13 protein-coding genes and 3 pseudogenes are annotated in these 17,158 nt (G+C 72.6%); 8 read left to right on the top strand and 8 right to left on the bottom strand.

Features of this window, described 5'->3' with window-relative positions; genetic code table 11:
- Positions 1–2: 2 nt before the first annotated feature.
- A complete protein-coding gene (locus tag ABT063_RS44180; RefSeq protein WP_351066648.1) occupies positions 3–1,382 on the bottom strand; it encodes an 8-oxoguanine deaminase in 1,380 nt (459 codons plus the stop codon).
- A 103-nt stretch (positions 1,383–1,485) separates the two neighbouring features.
- Here ABT063_RS44180 and ABT063_RS44185 point away from each other — a divergent pair, with 103 nt between their 5' ends.
- The 4 genes and pseudogenes from ABT063_RS44185 to ABT063_RS44200 all read left to right on the top strand — a co-directional run.
- The gene (locus tag ABT063_RS44185) at positions 1,486–2,454 is read left to right on the top strand and encodes an acetylxylan esterase (protein ID WP_351066650.1); all 969 of its coding nucleotides are present in this window, start codon (positions 1,486–1,488) and stop codon (positions 2,452–2,454) included.
- A 10-nt stretch (positions 2,455–2,464) separates the two neighbouring features.
- Positions 2,465–2,869: a nuclear transport factor 2 family protein gene (locus ABT063_RS44190; protein ID WP_351066651.1), complete on the top strand. Its 405-nt coding sequence runs from the start codon at positions 2,465–2,467 to the stop codon at positions 2,867–2,869.
- A 105-nt stretch (positions 2,870–2,974) separates the two neighbouring features.
- On the top strand, positions 2,975–4,141 hold the full coding sequence (locus tag ABT063_RS44195; protein ID WP_351066653.1) for a serine hydrolase domain-containing protein: 1,167 nt from the start codon (positions 2,975–2,977) through the stop codon (positions 4,139–4,141).
- A 74-nt stretch (positions 4,142–4,215) separates the two neighbouring features.
- A pseudogene (locus tag ABT063_RS44200) lies at positions 4,216–4,449 on the top strand (alpha/beta fold hydrolase); the annotation flags it as partial.
- Positions 4,450–4,461: 12 nt separating this feature from the next.
- Here the strand turns inward: ABT063_RS44200 and ABT063_RS44205 are convergent.
- On the bottom strand, positions 4,462–5,187 hold the full coding sequence (locus ABT063_RS44205) for a class I SAM-dependent methyltransferase (RefSeq protein WP_351066655.1): 726 nt from the start codon (positions 5,185–5,187) through the stop codon (positions 4,462–4,464).
- A gap of 5 nt (positions 5,188–5,192) precedes the next feature.
- Positions 5,193–5,756, bottom strand: coding sequence for a PadR family transcriptional regulator (locus ABT063_RS44210; protein WP_351066656.1), 564 nt, complete (start codon positions 5,754–5,756; stop codon positions 5,193–5,195).
- A gap of 69 nt (positions 5,757–5,825) precedes the next feature.
- Here ABT063_RS44210 and ABT063_RS44215 point away from each other — a divergent pair, with 69 nt between their 5' ends.
- The gene (locus ABT063_RS44215; protein WP_351066657.1) at positions 5,826–6,224 is read left to right on the top strand and encodes a nuclear transport factor 2 family protein; all 399 of its coding nucleotides are present in this window, start codon (positions 5,826–5,828) and stop codon (positions 6,222–6,224) included.
- Between the two features lie 23 nt (positions 6,225–6,247).
- On the opposite strand, the gene ABT063_RS44220 is transcribed toward ABT063_RS44215, so the two are convergent.
- Positions 6,248–9,220, bottom strand: coding sequence for a SpoIIE family protein phosphatase (locus ABT063_RS44220; RefSeq protein ID WP_351066659.1), 2,973 nt, complete (start codon positions 9,218–9,220; stop codon positions 6,248–6,250).
- A 239-nt stretch (positions 9,221–9,459) separates the two neighbouring features.
- Here ABT063_RS44220 and ABT063_RS44225 point away from each other — a divergent pair, with 239 nt between their 5' ends.
- From ABT063_RS44225 to ABT063_RS44235, 3 genes and pseudogenes are all read left to right on the top strand, one after another.
- Complete coding sequence (locus ABT063_RS44225; RefSeq protein WP_351066661.1) at positions 9,460–10,287, top strand: class I SAM-dependent methyltransferase; 828 nt, start codon at positions 9,460–9,462, stop codon at positions 10,285–10,287.
- A 288-nt stretch (positions 10,288–10,575) separates the two neighbouring features.
- Positions 10,576–11,718, top strand: a complete 1,143-nt coding sequence (gene rho, locus ABT063_RS44230) for a transcription termination factor Rho (RefSeq protein WP_351066663.1) — start codon at positions 10,576–10,578, stop codon at positions 11,716–11,718.
- Positions 11,719–11,939: 221 nt separating this feature from the next.
- Positions 11,940–12,776: pseudogene (locus ABT063_RS44235) on the top strand (D-alanyl-D-alanine carboxypeptidase family protein); the annotation flags it as partial.
- Between the two features lie 59 nt (positions 12,777–12,835).
- On the opposite strand, the gene ABT063_RS44240 reads toward ABT063_RS44235, so the two are convergent.
- The 4 genes and pseudogenes from ABT063_RS44240 to aspA all read right to left on the bottom strand — a co-directional run.
- Positions 12,836–14,212, bottom strand: a complete 1,377-nt coding sequence (locus ABT063_RS44240) for a glycosyltransferase 87 family protein (RefSeq protein ID WP_351066665.1) — start codon at positions 14,210–14,212, stop codon at positions 12,836–12,838.
- Entirely contained in the window at positions 14,209–15,603 is a 1,395-nt protein-coding gene (gene mptB, locus ABT063_RS44245; protein WP_351066666.1) for a polyprenol phosphomannose-dependent alpha 1,6 mannosyltransferase MptB, read from the bottom strand. Before mptB ends, ABT063_RS44240 begins: the two co-directional genes overlap by 4 nt.
- A gap of 190 nt (positions 15,604–15,793) precedes the next feature.
- Complete coding sequence (locus ABT063_RS44250; RefSeq protein WP_351066668.1) at positions 15,794–16,705, bottom strand: glutaminase; 912 nt, start codon at positions 16,703–16,705, stop codon at positions 15,794–15,796.
- Between the two features lie 57 nt (positions 16,706–16,762).
- Positions 16,763–17,158: pseudogene (aspA, locus tag ABT063_RS44255) on the bottom strand (aspartate ammonia-lyase); the annotation flags it as partial.

A 17,158-nucleotide genomic window follows, 5' to 3' on the forward strand; every position in this document is an offset into this window, starting at 1 on the left:
GTTCACGCCCCATGCTGCATCCGCCGCGCGATCCTCCCGTGCGTCCGCAGCGCGTCCGCCAGCCCGGCCGGGACCGGCTCGCCCCGGTCGACGAGGATGCGGCCGGCGACCACCGTCGTCCACGCGCGGGCGGGCCCGCAGCGCAGCCACGCCTCCACCGGATCGGTCCACGCACCGGCGAGCGCGACCTCGTGCAGGTCCCAGACGACGAGGTCGGCGCACGCCCCGGGCCGCAGATGCCCCAGCTCGTCCGCGCGGCCCAGACAGCGGGCCGAGCCGCGCGTCGCGAGATCGAGGGCGTCCCGTGCGGTCATCGCGCCGGGCCCGCCCCGGTAGCGCCCGAGCAGCAGCGCCCCGCGCGTCTCCATCCACAGCGAGGCATGGTCCGTGGAGGCGGAGCCGTCGCAGCCGATACCGACGGGCATGCCCAGCTCGCGCATCTCCCGCACGCGGGCGGTCCCTCCGCCGATCAGCATGTTGGAGCTCGGACAGTGCGCCACGCCGACGCCCGCGGCCGCGAGGCGTCGCAGCTCGTCGTCGTTGGGGTAGATGCAGTGGGCGACCCAGGCGCGGTCGCTCAACCAGCCCGTCTCCTCGAAGTACTCCACGGGCCGGCAGCCGTAGGTCTCCCTGCAGTAGGTGTCCTCGTCGCGGTCCTCGGCGAGGTGGGTGTGCAGCCGTACGTCGTACCGCTCGGCGAGTTCGGCGGTGGCCGTCATCAGGTCCTTCGTCACCGAGAACGGCGAGCAGGGGGCGAGCGCTACCCGTACCAGCGCGCCGGGTTCCGGGTCGTGGTGCGCCTTGATGACGCGCTCGCTGTCGGCGAGGACCTCCTCGTCGGTCTGCGTGACGCTCCGCGGTGGCAGCCCGCCGTCCTCGACGGAGCGGGTCATGGAGCCGCGGGTGGCGTGGAAGCGGAAGCCGATGTCGCGTGCGGCGCGGATCTCGGCGTCGACCAGGCGCGGGCGGGGGTGGACGTAGAGGTGGTCGGAGGAGGTGGTGCAGCCGCCCATCAGCAGCTCGGCCATGCCGACGTACGCCGACACGTAGACGGCCTCCTGGTCGAGTGCGGCCCACAGCGGGTACAGGGTGGTCAGCCAGTCGAAGAGCGAGCCGTTCACGGCGGGGGCGTACGAGCGGGTGAGGTTCTGGTAGATGTGGTGGTGCGTGTTGACCAGGCCCGGGGTGACCAGCCGCCCGACGGCGGAGACCGTCGTACGGGCCTCGGGTTCGCTTCCGGCCGGACCGACCGCGGTGACCCGACCTCCTGCGACGGCCACCCAGCCGCCGGGGATCTCCCGCTCCCCGTCCACGACGAGCAGTTCGGCGTCCCTGACCAGCAGTTCGACCGCGTTGACCGGCACCTCGGCGGCAGACGTCATGTCGTCATCGTAGGCGCGTACCTAGGCAAAGACCTGGCGAGTCGTCCGACCACCCACGTACGGTGTGATCATCCGCACGCCCCCTTCACAAAGGCGGTTCCAGATGGCCCTGTTCGACCTTCCCCTCGACGAGCTCCGTGAGTACCGCAGCGCGTCGACCGAGCCCGAGGACTTCGACGCGTTCTGGTCGAAGACGCTTCAGGAGGCCCGCGAGCACGATCTCGACGCGCGCTTCGAACTCGTCGACACGGGCCTGTCCACGGTGAAGGTGTACGACGTGACGTTCGCCGGGTTCGGTGGCCACCCGGTGAAGGGCTGGTTCACGATCCCCTCCGAGGTCTCCGCGCCGGTTCCGGTGGTCGTGGAGTTCATCGGGTACGGCGGCGGGCGCGGGCTGCCGCACGAGCATCTGCTGTGGGCGTCGTCGGGCCGGGCGCACTTCGTGATGGACACGCGTGGCCAGGGCAGCGGCTGGGGCGGCGGTGGCGGGACCGCGGACCCGGTGGGCGGTGTGCCGGCCTACCCGGGTTTCATGACCCGGGGTATCGACGCCCCGGAGAACTACTACTACCGCCGGGTGTTCACGGACGGCGTGCGTGCCGTGGAGGCGGCCCGTTCGCACCCGCTGGCCGACCCCGCGCGCACGGTCGCCCTCGGTGGCAGCCAGGGCGGCGGCATCTCGATCGCGGTGGGCGGGCTGGTCCCGGACCTGGCGGCGGTCGCGCCGGACGTGCCGTTCTTGTGCGACTACCCGCGCGCGGTGACGCTGACGGACCGTCACCCCTACCGTGAGATCGGCCTCTACCTCAAGACGCACCGCGGCCGCGGCGAGGACGCGCTGCGTACGCTCTCCTACTTCGACGGCGTGCACTTCGCGGCCCGGGGCCGTGCCCCCGCCCTGTTCTCGGCGGCCCTGGAGGACCAGACCTGCCCGCCGTCCACCGTCTTCGCGGCGTTCAACGCCTGGGCGCACGACGAGAAGGCCATCGAGGTGTACGACTTCAACGACCACGAGGGCGGCGGCCCCTACCAGGAGGCGGCCAAGCTGCGCTGGCTGCGGTCCTACGCCTGAGGGACCGGGCATGGAGACGGGGATGGCCGCGGAGCGGTTCGTCCGGGTCTGGGAGCGGGGCTGGGCCGCGCATGACGTCCAGGCGCTGCTGGAGTTGTACGCCGAGGACTGTGTCCACCGCTCCATGCCGTTCCGTGAGCCGCACCGCGGCCGGACCGAGCTGGCCGAGTATCTGCGCTGGTCGTTCGCCGAGGAGCGGGTGACGGACGTGCGGTTCTCGGCTCCTGTCGTCGGCCCGGACGGGGTCGCGGTGGCCGAGTTCCGGGTGCTGGCCGAGGAGGGCGGCTCGGCGTCCACGCTCGCCGGCTGTGTCTTCGTGCGGTTCGACGACGCCGGCCTGGCCGTCGAGACCCGCGACTACTGGCACGTGGTCGAGGGGCACCGGGAGCCGACGGGATCCCTGTTCTTCCGCTGAGCCGCTTTGCATCTGCCCTTCCGCACTGTCCGACCAGTCGGTATGTTCATCGGGCCCGGGTCGCGATGTCACGGCCCGGGGTTCCCGGCGGACGACGGAGGGTCCATGTCCCAGCACGTGCCAGCGGTCCGCGGCCACTGCGACGAGCGCTTCGCGGCGGTACGGACGGCTTTCGAGGAGAACTTCCGGGATCGCGGCGAACTGGGCGCCGCGGTCACCGTCACGGTCGACGGCGAGACCGTGGCGGACCTGTGGGGCGGCTGGGCCGACCCGGCGCGCACCCGCCCCTGGGAGCGCGACACGCTGGTCAACGTGTGGTCGACGTCGAAGGGCCCGGTGGCACTGTGCGCGCACATCCTGGCGGACCGGGGGCTGCTCGACCTCGACGCCCCGGTGGCCGTGTACTGGCCGGAGTTCGCCGCGGCGGGCAAGGAGAAGGTCCTCGTACGGCATCTGCTGTCCCACCGGTCCGGGCTGTCGGGCCTGCGGGAGCCGCACACCCTCGCCCAGCTCTGTGACTGGGAGTTGACGACGAAGCGGCTGGCGGAGACAGAACCCTGGTGGGAGCCGGGGACGCGGTCCGGGTATCACGCGCTGACGTACGGCTTCCTGGTCGGGGAGGTCGTGCGGCGAGTCTCGGGACTGCTGCCGGGGGCGTTCCTGGAGCGGGAGGTGACCGGGCCGCTCGGGATCGACTTCCGCATCGGTCTGCCGGAGAAGGAGGCCGGTCGGGCGGCCGAACTGGTGCATCCGCCGGCCGCGTCGAGCAGCGAACAGGCGGCGATCTTCAGCCAGTTGGCGCCCGCGGCGCTGGCCGCCGTGGGCAATCCCCCGGTGGGCGCGACGGAGGCCAACTCGCCCGAGTGGCGGGCCGCGGAGATCCCGGCCGCGAACGGCCACGGCACCGCACGGGCCGTGGCCGAGCTCTACGGCATTTTCGCGGGGCAGGGCTCCTACGACGGCCACCGCGTCCTCTCCCCCGAGGCGGCCGAGCGGGTGCGCGAGGGGCAGGGCAGTTGCCGCGACCTGGTGCTGGGTGCCGGTCTCGAGAGCGAGACGGAAGCCGGGCTCGGTCTGTGGCTCAGCGGCCCGAACAACTCCTACGGGCCCAATCCGCGCGCTTTCGGACACGACGGCTTCGGCGGCTCGTGCGGTCTGGCCGATCCGGAGGCGGGGGTGTCGCTGGGCTACGTGATGAACCGCATGGGGCCCCACATCGCCGACGACCCGCGGAAAATGGCACTCATAGACGCCTTGTACAGCACGCTGTGACGAGTTCACGCTGACCGCGGCGGGCCGACCGCGCACGGGTGCCGGAAGCACAGCCGGACCACGGGCCCCGAGTGATCGAGCGGTTCTCGGAGACCGACTTCACCGAGGGCCTGCGGCGCATCGACGTGCCGACGCTGGTGGCGCACGGCGGTGACGACCGGATCGTGCCGATCGCGGCTTCCGCCGAGAAGACGGCCCAGCTCGTCAAGGACGCGACGCTGAAGGTGTACCCGGGTGCGCCGCACGGTCTGGTGGGTGACTTCGAGAAGGCCTTCAACGCCGGCCTTCTCGACTTCGTCCAGAGCTGACGCCGGGCTCGGCTACGGCAGCCGGCGGGCCACGACCATCCGGACCCGCGGGCTGCCGTCCCGCCGCCGCCCGAACTCGGGCAGGGCGTGCAACTCCACCTCGAATCCGGCCCGTTCCAGCTCCCGCCGTACGTCCGGGAGCCGGAAGGCCCGGTAGTACATGACGAACGGCGGACGCCACACGGCGTTGCGCACCCGCATCACCGCGTCGAAGCCCAGCAGCATCCAGTAGGCGCGGGACGCGGGGGGCGGCGGGGCGACGATGGGGAAGGCGAAGCGTCCGCCCGGCCGCAGCACGGAGTGGACCTGGGCGAACAGGCCCGGCAGTTCGCGCGGCAGGAAGTGACCGAACGCCCCGAAGCTCACGACGAGGTCGAACGCGGGGGCGAAGGGGAGCGCGCGGGCGTCCGCGCGCACCCAGGAGACACGCGGCCCCGCGGACGGCACGCGCTCCCGCGCCACGGCGAGCATGCCGGCGCTGAAGTCGACCCCGGTGACGCCGCGCCGGCACACCCGGGTCAGCACATCGACCCCGGCACCGGTGCCGCAGCACAGGTCGAGCCCCCGGTCGAAGGTCCCGAGCCGGCCCAGCGCCGCGCCGACGGCGTCGAGCACCGAGTCGGGTGTGCGGAACGGGGTGTGGTCGAACTTCGGGGCGAGCAGGTCGTAGCCGCGTTCGACGGACGACAGTGCCTGGACGGCGAGTTCGCGGAGACTGGGACCCTCGGGGCTGAACATCGGGATCAGCCTAGAGGAGCACGCTGTGTGAGGACCGTGAGAACGCGCTCGCACCAGCACAGGTTCTCCGTCTCCAAGGCGATGCCGCCCATGAGCGTGAGGTACGGGCCGATGCGGTCGGCGTCCCGCAGGTACTCCTCCTCGGTCCGTCCGTCGAGGAGGCGTTCGCGCACGCGCTCGTAGCGTGCGAGCTTCCCGCTCGCCCAGGCCATGCGTTCCTCCACCAGCGCGCGGGTCGCTTCCGGGTCGGCGCCGTCCATGGCCTGGATCTTGATCATGAGTTCGTCGCGCAGGGCGGTGGGCCGCCGGGTCGGTGCGACGGCGAAGGCACCCAGCTCGCGGTGGCCGGCCTCGGTGAGCGTGAACATCCGCTTGTTGGGCCGGCGCTCCTGCCGCACCACCCGGGCATGGACCAGCCCGTCCTGGGCGAGACGCTCCAACTCCCGGTAGAGCTGCTGCGGCGTGGCCGGCCAGAAGTTCGCGAGCGACACGTCGAAGACCTTGGACAGCTCATAGCCCGAGGCCTCGCCCTCCAGCAGGGCGGCCAGATCGGCGTACTTCAGGGACATGTGGACACGCTAGCAGGAGGTGACTAATCCACTTCGCAACTACTCAACTAATCTACTATGGAGGATTCGATGCGCGCATTCCGCGAGTCGGTCGAGGCGCACATCCTCCACGCGGCCGAGGCGTTGCTGGCCGAGGACGTGGTCTGCACGAGTCCGGTCGTGTTCAAGCCGTACGCCGGAAGGGCCATCACCGGCGCGATCCCGCGCGGTGCGGCACGGGTCTTCGAGGACCTCCGCTACGTCCGTGAGCTGAGCGGCCCGGACGGCCGCGACCACGCGCTGGTCTTCACCGTCCGCGTGGGCGACTGCGAGGTCGACGGCTGCGACTTCCTCCACCTCGACGAGGACGGCCTGATCGACCGCTTCATGGTGACGGTCCGTCCGCTGTCGGGGGCGCAGGCTCTGGCGGCGGCGATGGGCGCGCAGTTCGAGCGGATCACCAAGGAGGCGGAGGCGCGGCTCGGCTGAGGGGGCGTTGACCGCTCCCCCCGTCATACGGACTGTCGGGGCAGGGGCTGCTCGGTCCAGATGATCTTTCCGTTCGGGGTGTAGCGGGTCCCCCAGCGGTCGGTGAGCTGGGCGACCAGGAAGAGTCCGCGTCCGCCCTCGTCCTCGGTGCGGGCGCGGCGCAGCCGGGGAGAGGTGCTGCTGCCGTCGGAGACCTCGCAGATCAGGGCGCGGTCGCGGAGGAGGCGCAGCTGGAGCGGGCCGGCGGCGTGTCGGATGGCGTTGGTGACCAGTTCGCTGGCGACGAGTTCGGTGGTGAAGGCCAGCTCGTCCAGGCCCCAGGCGGCCAGCTGCTCGGTGACCGCCGCGCGGGAGCGGGAGACCACCGCCGGGTCGCTGGGCAGCTCCCACTGGGCGACCCGTTCGGGCCCAAGGGCGTGCGTACGGGCGACGAGCAGGGCCACGTCGTCGCTCGGCCGGGTCGGCAGCAGCTCGTCCAGGACGGCCTCGCAGGTGTCCTCCGGTGCCCGGTCGGGGTGGGCCAGCACGGTACGCAGTTGGTCGAGGCCGGTGTCGAGGTCCCGGTGCCGGTCCTCGATCAGTCCGTCGGTGTAGAGCACGATCTGGCTGCCCTCCGCCAGCTCCAGCTCGACGGTCTCGAAAGGCATCCCGCCGAGCCCGAGCGGCAGCGCCGAGGGCAGGTCGACGAACTCCACGGTTCCGTCGGGGCCGACGATCGCGGGGAGGGGGTGCCCGGCGCGGGTGAGGGTGCAGCGCCGGGACACCGGATCGTAGACGGCGTACAGGCAGGTGGCGCCGACGATGCCGGAGTCCGCCTGGGTGTTCTCCACCGCCCAGCCCTCGCCCCGGTCGAGCCGGCCGACCAGGTCGTCGAGGTGGGCGAGCAGGTCGTCGGGGGGCAGATCCAGGGAGCAGAAGTTGTGCACGGCGGTGCGCAGCCGGCCCATGGTCGCCGCGGCGTGCAGCCCGTGGCCGACGACGTCACCGACGACCAGCGCCACCCGGGCGCCGGACAGCGGGATGACGTCGAACCAGTCGCCGCCCACACCGGCCTGCGCGGGCAGATAGCGGAAGGCGACGTCGACGGCGCTCTGTTCGGGCCGGCCCCGGGGCAGCAGGCTGCGCTGGAGGGCGAGGGCGGTGTTGTGCTCACGGCTCCAGCGGCGGGCGTTGTCGATGCAGATGGCGGCGCGGCCGGCCAGTTCCTGGGCGAGGGAGAGGTCGTCGTCCTCGAAGGGGGCGGGCTTCTCGGAGCGGTAGAAGCTGACCACGCCGAGGGTCGCGCCGCGCGCCCGCAGCGGCACCGTGATCAGGGAGTGGATGCCGGCCGCGAGCACCCGTTCCAGCCGGGGCGGATCCTGGGCGAGCCAGCCGCCTGCCTCGACGAGTACGGGTTCGAGGACGGACTGCCTGCTCTCCAGGCTGCGGGCCTGCGGGGTGGACGGGACGTAGTCGACCGCGTCGCCGACGCGGTACAGATGGGACTCCTCGTGCACGGCGCCCAGCGCGACCCGGCGCAGCACGGTGTCCGCTCCGAGCGGACCGGGCTCCTCGCCGTGCAGCACGGCGTCGGGGAGGTCCACGGCGGTGAAGTCGGCGAACCAGGGGACGGTCACCTCCGCCAGTTCCTCGGCCGTGCGGGTGACGTCCAGGGTGGTGCCTATGCGGACGCTCGCCTCGTGCAACAGCTCCAGCCGCCTGCGGGCCAGTACGGCGAGCCGGCCGACCCCCGGCTCGCCGACGAGGAGCAGTCGGCCGTCGGCGCCGTCGACGTCCCCGTCGGCCTCCGCGTCGGTGGGCGAGGGCGCGTGCGGGACGGTCGCGGGCGGCACGGCCACCGATGTCGGCGGAGCCGGCAGGGCCGACAGGAGTTCCGCCGCTGACGAGGCCACCGGATGCGGCTCGGAGGGCGCACGTGCGGGCGCCGCCGCGGGAGCCGCCGCCAGCTCGGTGGGCACGCTCACAGGCGCGAGCCCCGGCACGGTCGGGACGTCCACCGCCGTCGACGCGGCGCGCGCCCCCGGCACGGTCAGCCCGCCCACGGCGCTCGATCCGGCCTGGCGCATCCGTGGGCCGCCGAGGATCCGGGCCTCGACGACCACACCCGTCTCACCCGCCGCGCCCATGACCGGGCGGCGCAGCAGGGTGGCGATCCGGCCGCCGGACAGGACGACCTCGTCGAGGGTGCACTGCGGCGAGGCGAGGAGTTCCTCGGCCTTCTCCCGCAGCACGGCCAGGTCGATCCGGCCGAGGTCCGAGCCCTCGCGACCGTCCCCGTGGCCGGCTGCCGTCAGCCGCGGCTGCTTGAGCCATCCGCCGGCGGTGCGGTCGGCCCGTCGGTACGCGGCGAGCAGGGCCTTCTCCCGCTGTGTGGCCTGTTCCAGCAACCGCGCCTCGATGCCGCGGGCGGCCTCGCGGACCAGCCGCACCATGGCGGGGTCGCCGTCGTCGCGCAGGCAGGTCAGGTCGAGGATGGCCTCGATACGGCCGCTGAGGGGGTCGCGGACGGGCGTGCCCGCGCAGGCGAAGGGCTGGAGGCAGTCGGCGAAGTGCTCGCGGCCGACGACGTAGACGGGGCTGCGCTCGGCCAGCGCGGTGCCGACTCCGTTGGTGCCGACGACCCGTTCGGAGGCGTCGAAGCCGGGGGCGAAGTTCACCTCGTCGAGACGGTCACGCAGCCGCCGGTCACCGCCGAGTCGCTGGACCATACGGCCTTGCGCGTCGCACAGCGCGATGGTCATGCCGACCTGGGTGAGCGACGCGGTCAGGTCCTTCAGGACGGGGTCGGCGGCGCGCAGGAATCGGTCCTCCAGCGTCAGGTCCGAGGCGTAGGGGACCAGCAGCTGGTGCGGCTGAAGCCCCGCGGACCTGCATCGCTTCCAGGAGTCGAGCACCGAGTCGCGGACCGCGGAGTCAACGAGCGCGCCCGCCAGAAAACGTTCGTGGGCATCGACGAGACCGCCGATGTCGTCCCAGGCGACGGACAAAGGGATCACTTCCCTCACCCGGAGACGGCCGGGTCCCGCGCCGCTGTTCGACGCGCCGCCCGGCGGAATACTCCAAGCGACTTAACCCTAGACCTTTTGTGACTCTCATCACAACATTGATCATCAGCCCGGCCGCAGTGCCGCCGGCCAGACGTCTGGGGCGGGCGGCGCCGGTACGGAATGCCGGCGTCGCGGATCTTTCTGTTGGCCTGCTGGTAGTCCCCGCCCGTCCACGGTTGGATGGTGGCATGACCACCGACGAGCACACGCGGCTCATGCGGGCCAACCAGGAGAACTGGGACGCCCGCACACCCGTTCACCTCGCCAGCCGGTTCTACGGTCTCGACCAGGACCTCGACCCCGAGCGCTGGTTCGCCGCGTTCGAGTGGGAGGACCTCGGCGAGCTCGCCGACCGCGACGTGCTCCACCTGCAATGTCACCTGGGCACCGAGACGATCGCCTTCGCGCGGCGCGGCGCCCGGGTAGTCGGCCTGGACTTCTCCGAGGCGTCCGTGGCGGCGGCGACCGGCATCGCCGCGAAGGCCGGCGTCGACGTCGACTACGTACGGGCGAACGTGTACGACGCCGTGGAGGCTCTGGAGGGGCGGCGGTTCGACGTCGTCTACACCGGCAAGGGCGCCCTGTGCTACCTGCCCGACCTGACGCGCTGGGCACGTGTGGTGGCCCAACTCCTGCGTCCGGGCGGCCGGTTGTACATCGTCGAGTTCCATCCTCTGCTCAACTCGCTGGGCCCGAAGCCCGGTCCGGGCGAGGGGCCCGAGCTGTTGCTGCGCCACGACTATCTGGGCGGCGACGGCCCCGTGCACCGGGACGCGACCCACACCTACACCGACGGCCCGGCCGTCGAGGGCGCCACGGACAGCTACGAGTGGATGCACGGAATAGGAGAGGTCATCGAGGCGTTGACCGGGGCGGGACTGACCGTCCGACGGCTGCGCGAGAGCGACGAGCTGCCCTGGCAGCGCTGGCCGCGGATGGTCCGCACCCCGTCCGGCTGGTGGCGGCTGCCCGAGCCGCGCGTCCCCCTCCTGTACGGCCTGCTCGCCGAACGCTGAGTCGCAACTCACAGACGCGACCGCGTACCGCGTGGTAAATTGCGGCTAGCACTTGTGTACGCCCCCGTTTCGGGCGCCGGTGCAAGTTCCCCTTCAGTCAGCCGAAACGCCCGCCGTTTCCCGGCCGACACGTCGGCTTCCCCGCACCACCTCGTAGAGGGCCGGTTCTCTGCCGTACCCGAGGTGCTGTTCCCGCCGTCGCGAGGCGCACTGTCCGCCTCCCCTCACGGCTTCCTCCCTTCTCTTCGCATGTCTCATGCTCTTCCGTCCGTGAAAGGACCGACCACCATGACCACCACCCTCGAACGCCCTCCTGTCCAGCAGCAGCTCCCGGCCCGGGTCGCCACCGGCGTCCTCGACATCGACACGAACGGGAAGGGACACCTGCGGCCCCTGGACCTCCTGCCCTCACCCGCCGACCTCCAGGTCCCGCCCGCGCTGATCCGCCGCTACGGCCTGCGCAAGGGAGACCTCATCGACGGAGTACGCGGCACCCAGCGCGCCCTGACCGAAGTCGCCCGGGTCAACGGGCGCACGCCCGACGACGACCGTAGCCGTCGTCACTTCCACGACCTCACACCGCTGCATCCGCGCGAGCGGCTCCGTCTCGAACACCCGGCGGCCGGGTTGGCCGGGCGCGTGATCGACCTGATCGCGCCCGTCGGCAAGGGCCAGCGCGGGCTCATCGTGGCCCCGCCCAAGACGGGCAAGACCGTCCTCCTCCAGCAGATCGCCGCCGCCGTCGCCGGCAACCACCCCGAGGCCCGGTTGATGGTCGTCCTGCTGGACGAGCGCCCCGAGGAGGTCACCGACATGCGGCGCTCCGTGCGCGGCGAGGTGTACGCCTCGACCTTCGACCGGAGCCCGAAGCAGCACATCGCCCTCGCCGACCTCGTCATCGAGCGGGCCAAGCGGTTCGTCGAGGCGGGCGAGGACGTCGTCATCCTCCTCGACTCCCTCACCCGGCTGTGCCGGGCCCACAACAACGCGGCCGCCGCCGGTGGCCGCACCCTCAGCGGCGGCGTCGACGCGACCGCGCTGATCGGACCCAAGCGGTTCTTCGGCGCCGCCCGGCTGGCCGAGGAGGGCGGCTCGCTCACGGTCCTCGCCACCGCTCTGGTGGAGACCGGCTCCCGCGCCGACGACTTCTTCTTCGAGGAGCTGAAGAGCACCGGAAACATGGAGCTTCGCCTGAACCGCGAGCCGGCCTCCCGCCGCGTCTTCCCGGCCGTCGACATCACCCCGTCCGGCACCCGCCGCGAGGAACTCCTGCTCCCCGCAGCCGAGTTGACCGCCACACGCGGCCTGCGCCGCGCCCTGCAGACCCGGGACGGCCAGACCAACCTGGAAACCCTGCTGGAGCGCATGCGCGAGACCCCGGACAACGCGACCTTCCTGCGCCGCATCCAGCCGACGCTGCCCACGAGCTGACGGCCCACGCCGGGCTGCCGGTCCAGGGCCGGACCGACGAGCCGCGAGGACCGACGGGCCGCGACGGAACGACGCACCGCGACGGGCTGACGGGCTGACGCGCCGCGAGGGACTGAGGCCGCGCCCGAATCGCGCGTCCGACGTGTGGCATCCGGGTGCTCGCTCGTACCGCACGGCCCGGGCAGCGGGGTCCAGGGCCCGTCCATTCCTACGTTTGCGGTATGACGATCACATTTACTTCCCGGGCTGCCGTGTCGACCTGCGCGATCTGTGTCGCGGGCCTGCTGGCGCTCGCCCCCGCCGGCGCGGTGGCCCGTACCGGGGCGGACCCCGACAAGCCCGATGGGCCGCGGGTGGCCGTGCCGCATCCCTCCTTGCTGTTCCGCCCCGGCACGCGGGTCCGGCCGCGGCCCGGGGCGCCCAAGGTGCCGGACGTCTCCGCGCTGTCGTGGCTGGTGGCCGACGCGCGCACCGGCGAGGTGCTCGCCGCGCACGACGCGCACCGCAGGCTGCCGCCCGCCAGCACCCTGAAGACCCTGTTCGCCCTCGCCCTACTGCCGGCTCTCCCGGGCGGCGTCCGGCACACGGTCCGCGGGCACGAGCTGGCCGGCATCGGACCCGGGAGCAGCCTGGTCGGGGTCGCCAAGGGCCGTACCTACCGGGTCGCCGACCTGTGGCACGGGGTCTTCCTCAGCTCCGGCAACGACGCCGTGCACGTCCTGGCCGAGCTGAACGGGGGCCGGCGCGCCACGGCCGCACGGATGCAGGCCAAGGCCCGGTCGCTGGGCGCCTTCGACACGCGCGTGCTGTCGCCGGACGGGTACGACACGCCGGGCCAGGTGTCCTCGGCGTACGACCTGGCCGTCTTCGGCCGGGCGGGGCTGCGCGATCCGGACTTCGCGCGGTACTGCGGCCTGCTACGGGCCCGGTTCCCGGGCGGCGGCGGATGGTCGTACCTGATCCACAACACCAATCGGCTGCTGACCGGTGCCGGCGGGGTGAAGCCGTATCCGGGGCTGATCGGCATCAAGAACGGCTACACCAGCAAGGCGGGCCACACCCTTGTAGCCGCCGCCCGCCGGGGCGGGCGCACGCTCGTCGTGACCGTGCTGAACCCTCAGGAGGGCGGCGGCTTCGCCGTGTACGAGGAGGCTCGCGCGCTGCTCGACTGGGGGTTCGACACAGGCGGCCGGGTCGAGCCGGTCGGGTCGCTCGACGCATTGCGGGTCAGGCCGAAGGCGCGGCCGGCCGCGGCGCCCAAGGCCGTGGCCCGTACGCCGGACGAGGGCTCCGGCTGGTCGGGGACAGGGGCGATCGCGGGCGCCGCCGGGCTGGGCGCGGGTGCTGTGGTGCTGGCGCTGCGGGCCAGGGTCGGCCGGGCGCGCCGGCGTTGACCGATCGGCAGCCACAGCAGCAGACCGAGCGTGATCCAGGTGTAGGTGTTGCTGCCGAGGAATCCGTCGACGCCGGACGCGTCGTCGAACCAGAGCCACACCACGCTGGTGCACAGCACCGCGTACAGAGCGGCGGCGAGGCGCGGGTGCCCGGCGCGGACCAGCACCGCGAAGGACGGCAGCAGCCAGACCAGGTGGTGCACCCAGGTGATCGGGCTGACCAGGCAGGCGGTGAGGCCGGTGAGGGCGAACGCCGTCGTCCACTCCCCCGCGGCCACGGCCCGGCGGGCCCGGGTCGCCCACACGCCCAGGACCAGCAGCACCGCCACCGCCCAGACCGCGCGGTCCGGTTCGCCGAGCCGGGCCAGGATGCCCTGGAGCGACTGGTTGGAGACGTAGTCCAGGCGGCCCACCCGGGTCGTGTCCCACATCGCCTCCGTCCAGTAGAAGCGCGAGGCGTCCGGGGCCACGGCGGCCGCGAGCGCCGTCGCCACGACGGCGACAGCCGTGGCGACCGCGGCCGCGCGCCGGCGCCGGGCGAGCAGCAGCAAGCCGATGAAGAGGGCGGGCGTGAGTTTCACCGCTGCGGCCAGACCGATCCCGATGCCCGCCCAGCGCCCCCGGCCGGTGGCCAGCAGCCAGGCGTCGGCGAGCACCAGGGCCAGCAGCAGCACGTTCACCTGGCCGAAACTGAACGTGTCGCGCAGTGGTTCGAACAGGGCGAGGGCGCAGGCGCCGAGGACGCAGCCGTACCAGCCGTAGCGTCGCCAGGCCGGCCCGGCGAGGATGCGCAGCACCACGGCCAGGGCCGCCAGATTGAGCAGCAGGGCGGCGGCGATCGCCGTGTGCAGGCCGAGGAGTGCCATCGGCAGCATGGCGACAGCCGCGAACGGCGGATACGTGAAGCCGTACGTCGTCCCGGGCACCCGGTAGTCGTAGAGCCGTCCGCCGTGGTGGACCCAGCTGTCCACGGCGCCGTAGTAGACGCGCAGGTCGAACCAGCCGCGCAGCAGGGGCACGGTCGCGGTGAAGGCGGTCACGGCCGTGGCGAGGGCGAGCACCAGCAGCAGGCGGCCGCGGTCGGTGCGGGGCAGCCTCATGCCGTATGCCCCGGTGCCGGGGCCAGCTCCGCCTGGCGGGCCTGCCACAGGACGATTACCGCGAGCACGCCGCCGGAGACGGCCAGGACCAGTTGCCCGGCGTCCGCCGGACCGCCGCTGGGCAGGACGGCGAGCGCGAGGACGCCCGTCACCGCCGCCACCCGATGGCGTACGGAGGTGCTGGGCGCCGCCGCGGCTATGAGGAACAGTCCCCACAGGGCGTACCAGGGGCGGATGGCCGGGCCGAGGGCGGCCACCGCCGCCAGGCTCAGGCCGAGCGCGTACACCGGCCGCACGCGCAGCCGCAGCCATATGAACAGGACGGCGGCCACGGCGATCGCGGACCCGAGGACATGCCAGGCCGGGACGGCCAGGGGCGCGAGGTCGCTGCCGAGCCGTTCCAGCAGGTCCTGGGTGGCGCGGCCGAGGAGGCTGGTGAGCGCCCAGTTCTGCGGGGAGACGGGCGTGTTGAGGGCGCCTATCCAGCCGTATCCCGTCCCGGCGAGGGTCGTCGCGGCGACCGTGGTGGCCCCGGCCGCGACGCCGGTCGTCAGCACGGCCTTCGCGGGACCGCGGCCCGCGCGGACCTGGAGGACGACGACGGCGGCGAGACCGAGCACGGCGGGCACCTTGACCAGGGCGGCCAGCGTGACGAGTACGGCGCCCAGGGCCGGCCACCGGCCGAGCGCCGCGACCAGGCCGATGCCGAGCAGGCCGAGCATGACGGCATCGTTGTGGGCGCCCGCGACCAGATGGAGCAGAACCAGCGGGTTGAGGGCGCCGAGCCAGAGCGCGGCGGACGGATCGGCGCCGCTGTGCCGGGCGAGGCGGGGCAGCGCGGCCGCCATCAGCCCGACGCCGAGCAGCGCGACCAGCCGCATCCCGAAGAGGCCGGCGGGGAGTTCACCCCGGGTCAGCCCGGACAGCACGGAGGCCACGCCGAGGAAGACCGGCCCGTACGGGGCGCCCGTGTGCTGCCACAGCGGGGAGACCTCGTCGGCGAGCGGGCCGCCGAGCCGCGCGGGGCCGTGGGCGTAGACGTCCATGTGCGCATCCACCATGGCGCCCTGCGCGAGGTAGCTGTAGACGTCCCGGCTGAACAGCGGGGGCGCGAGCAGCAACGGGGCGGCCCAGATCGCGAGGACGGCCATCAGGGCGCGCGGACTCGGCGGTTCGGCGCCGCGGACCAGCCGTCCCAGGAGCAGCCAGGCCGCGATCAGCAGAACGAGCCCGAAGTACACACCGACCAGGCCGAGGGCGGCGTGGACGGAGGACGGGGCGAGGAGCTCCCGGACGGGCAGGGCTCCGGCGGTCTCACCTCCTGCCGCGAGAAAGGCGGTTCCGGCCAGACCGAGCACCTGGCAGCGGCGGAGATCGACGGAAAAAGCCATGGCCAACACTCGGGAAGCGTGTCAACGCCGGGTGGCCGGAAAGCGACAGATGCCCTGCCGGGCGGGAGCGGCGATGTGACAGGCACGTGGTTGATGAGGGTCGTTCGTCGGCTGCGGGAGCGTCGTGGTTGCTCGCGCAGTTCCCCGCGCCCCTGAGGGACATGGCCGCGTCCAGCGTTGACAAGTGCCCTCAGAACACTGACACGCCCGTCAGGGTCGCGAAGCGGTCCAGCGCCGCCACGCCCGCCACCGAGTTGCCGCGCTCGTCCAATCCGGGACTCCACACACACAGCGTGCACCGCCCCGGTACCACCGCGATGATGCCGCCGCCGACTCCGCTCTTGCCGGGCAGGCCCACGCGGTAGGCGAAGTCGCCTGCCGCGTCGTACGTTCCGCAGGTCAGCATCACCGCGTTGACCTGCTTGGCCTGGCTGCGGGTGAGCAGTCGGGTGCCGTCGGCGCGGACGCCGTGCCGGGCCAGGAAGGTGGTGGCGAGGGCCAGGTCGGCGCAGGAGGCGGTGACGGAGCACTGGCGGAAGTACTGGTCGAGCAGGACCGGGATCGGGTTGCCGATGTTGCCGTACGACGCCATGAAGTGGGCGAGGGCGGCGTTGCGGTCGCCATGCGCGGCCTCGGAGGCGGCGACCTCCTTGTCGAAGTCCAGGGTCGGGTTGCCGCTCTCCGAGCGGAGGAAGGCCAGCAGTTCACCGGCCGCGTCTCCGGTACGGGTCTGGAGGCGGTCGGTGACGACGAGTGCGCCCGCGTTGATGAACGGGTTGCGCGGGATGCCGTTCTCGTACTCCAGCTGCACCAGGGAGTTGAAGGGGTTGCCGGAGGGCTCGCGGCCCACGTACTCCCAGAGTTCGTCGCCCTCGCGGGCCAGGTCGAGCGCGAGGGTGAAGACCTTGGTGAGGGACTGCGTGGAGAACGGCTCCCGCCAGTCCCCCACGCCGTACACCGTGCCGTCCAACTCCGCGACGGCCATGCCGAAGCGGCGCGGGTCGCGGGCCGCCAGCGTGGGGATGTAGTCGGCGGGGCGGCCCCGGCTCGGCGTCCGCTCGATCTCTTCGGCGATGCGTTCCAGGACCGGCTGGAAAGGCATGGACGATGTCATGATCACTATTCTCCCTCCGGGCTGCTCCGGGTGCGGATCCGCCGGTCAGGCGAGGGCGTGGCCGCTACCGGCGACGACCTCGGGCCGCAGCAGGTCGGCCAGCGTCTCGGCGGGCAACAAGCCTTTCTCCAGGACGAGTTCGGCCACGCCTCGGCCCGTGACGAGGGCTTCCTTGGCGATGTCGGTGGCGGCCGTGTACCCGATGTGCGGGTTGAGGGCGGTCACCAGGCCGATGGAGTTCTCGACCGTCGCGCGCAGCACCTCGGTGTTGGCGGTGATGCCGGAAACGCAGCGCTCGGCGAGGGTGAGGCAGGCGGCGCGCAGGTGGGTGATGGACTCCGACAGTGAGTGCAGGATGATCGGCTCGAAGGCGTTGAGCTGGAGCTGTCCGGCCTCGGCGGCCATGGTGATGGTGACGTCGTTGCCGATCACCTCGAAGGC

It is taken from the genome of Streptomyces sp. NPDC002838, assembly GCF_040295365.1.
GTDB lineage: Bacteria > Actinomycetota > Actinomycetes > Streptomycetales > Streptomycetaceae > Streptomyces.

What these genes read in the sequence shown, in the direction of transcription:
- ABT063_RS44180 (WP_351066648.1), bottom strand. Translation starts at nt 1,382, where the DNA reads ATGACGTCTGCCGCCGAGGTGCCGGTCAACGCGGTCGAACTGCTGGTC.
- ABT063_RS44185 (WP_351066650.1), top strand. Translation starts at nt 1,486, where the DNA reads ATGGCCCTGTTCGACCTTCCCCTCGACGAGCTCCGTGAGTACCGCAGC.
- ABT063_RS44190 (WP_351066651.1), top strand. Translation starts at nt 2,465, where the DNA reads ATGGAGACGGGGATGGCCGCGGAGCGGTTCGTCCGGGTCTGGGAGCGG.
- ABT063_RS44195 (WP_351066653.1), top strand. Translation starts at nt 2,975, where the DNA reads ATGTCCCAGCACGTGCCAGCGGTCCGCGGCCACTGCGACGAGCGCTTC.
- ABT063_RS44205 (WP_351066655.1), bottom strand. Translation starts at nt 5,187, where the DNA reads ATGTTCAGCCCCGAGGGTCCCAGTCTCCGCGAACTCGCCGTCCAGGCA.
- ABT063_RS44210 (WP_351066656.1), bottom strand. Translation starts at nt 5,756, where the DNA reads ATGTCCCTGAAGTACGCCGATCTGGCCGCCCTGCTGGAGGGCGAGGCC.
- ABT063_RS44215 (WP_351066657.1), top strand. Translation starts at nt 5,826, where the DNA reads ATGCGCGCATTCCGCGAGTCGGTCGAGGCGCACATCCTCCACGCGGCC.
- ABT063_RS44225 (WP_351066661.1), top strand. Translation starts at nt 9,460, where the DNA reads ATGACCACCGACGAGCACACGCGGCTCATGCGGGCCAACCAGGAGAAC.
- rho (WP_351066663.1), top strand. Translation starts at nt 10,576, where the DNA reads ATGACCACCACCCTCGAACGCCCTCCTGTCCAGCAGCAGCTCCCGGCC.
- ABT063_RS44240 (WP_351066665.1), bottom strand. Translation starts at nt 14,212, where the DNA reads ATGAGGCTGCCCCGCACCGACCGCGGCCGCCTGCTGCTGGTGCTCGCC.
- mptB (WP_351066666.1), bottom strand. Translation starts at nt 15,603, where the DNA reads ATGGCTTTTTCCGTCGATCTCCGCCGCTGCCAGGTGCTCGGTCTGGCC.
- ABT063_RS44250 (WP_351066668.1), bottom strand. Translation starts at nt 16,705, where the DNA reads ATGCCTTTCCAGCCGGTCCTGGAACGCATCGCCGAAGAGATCGAGCGG.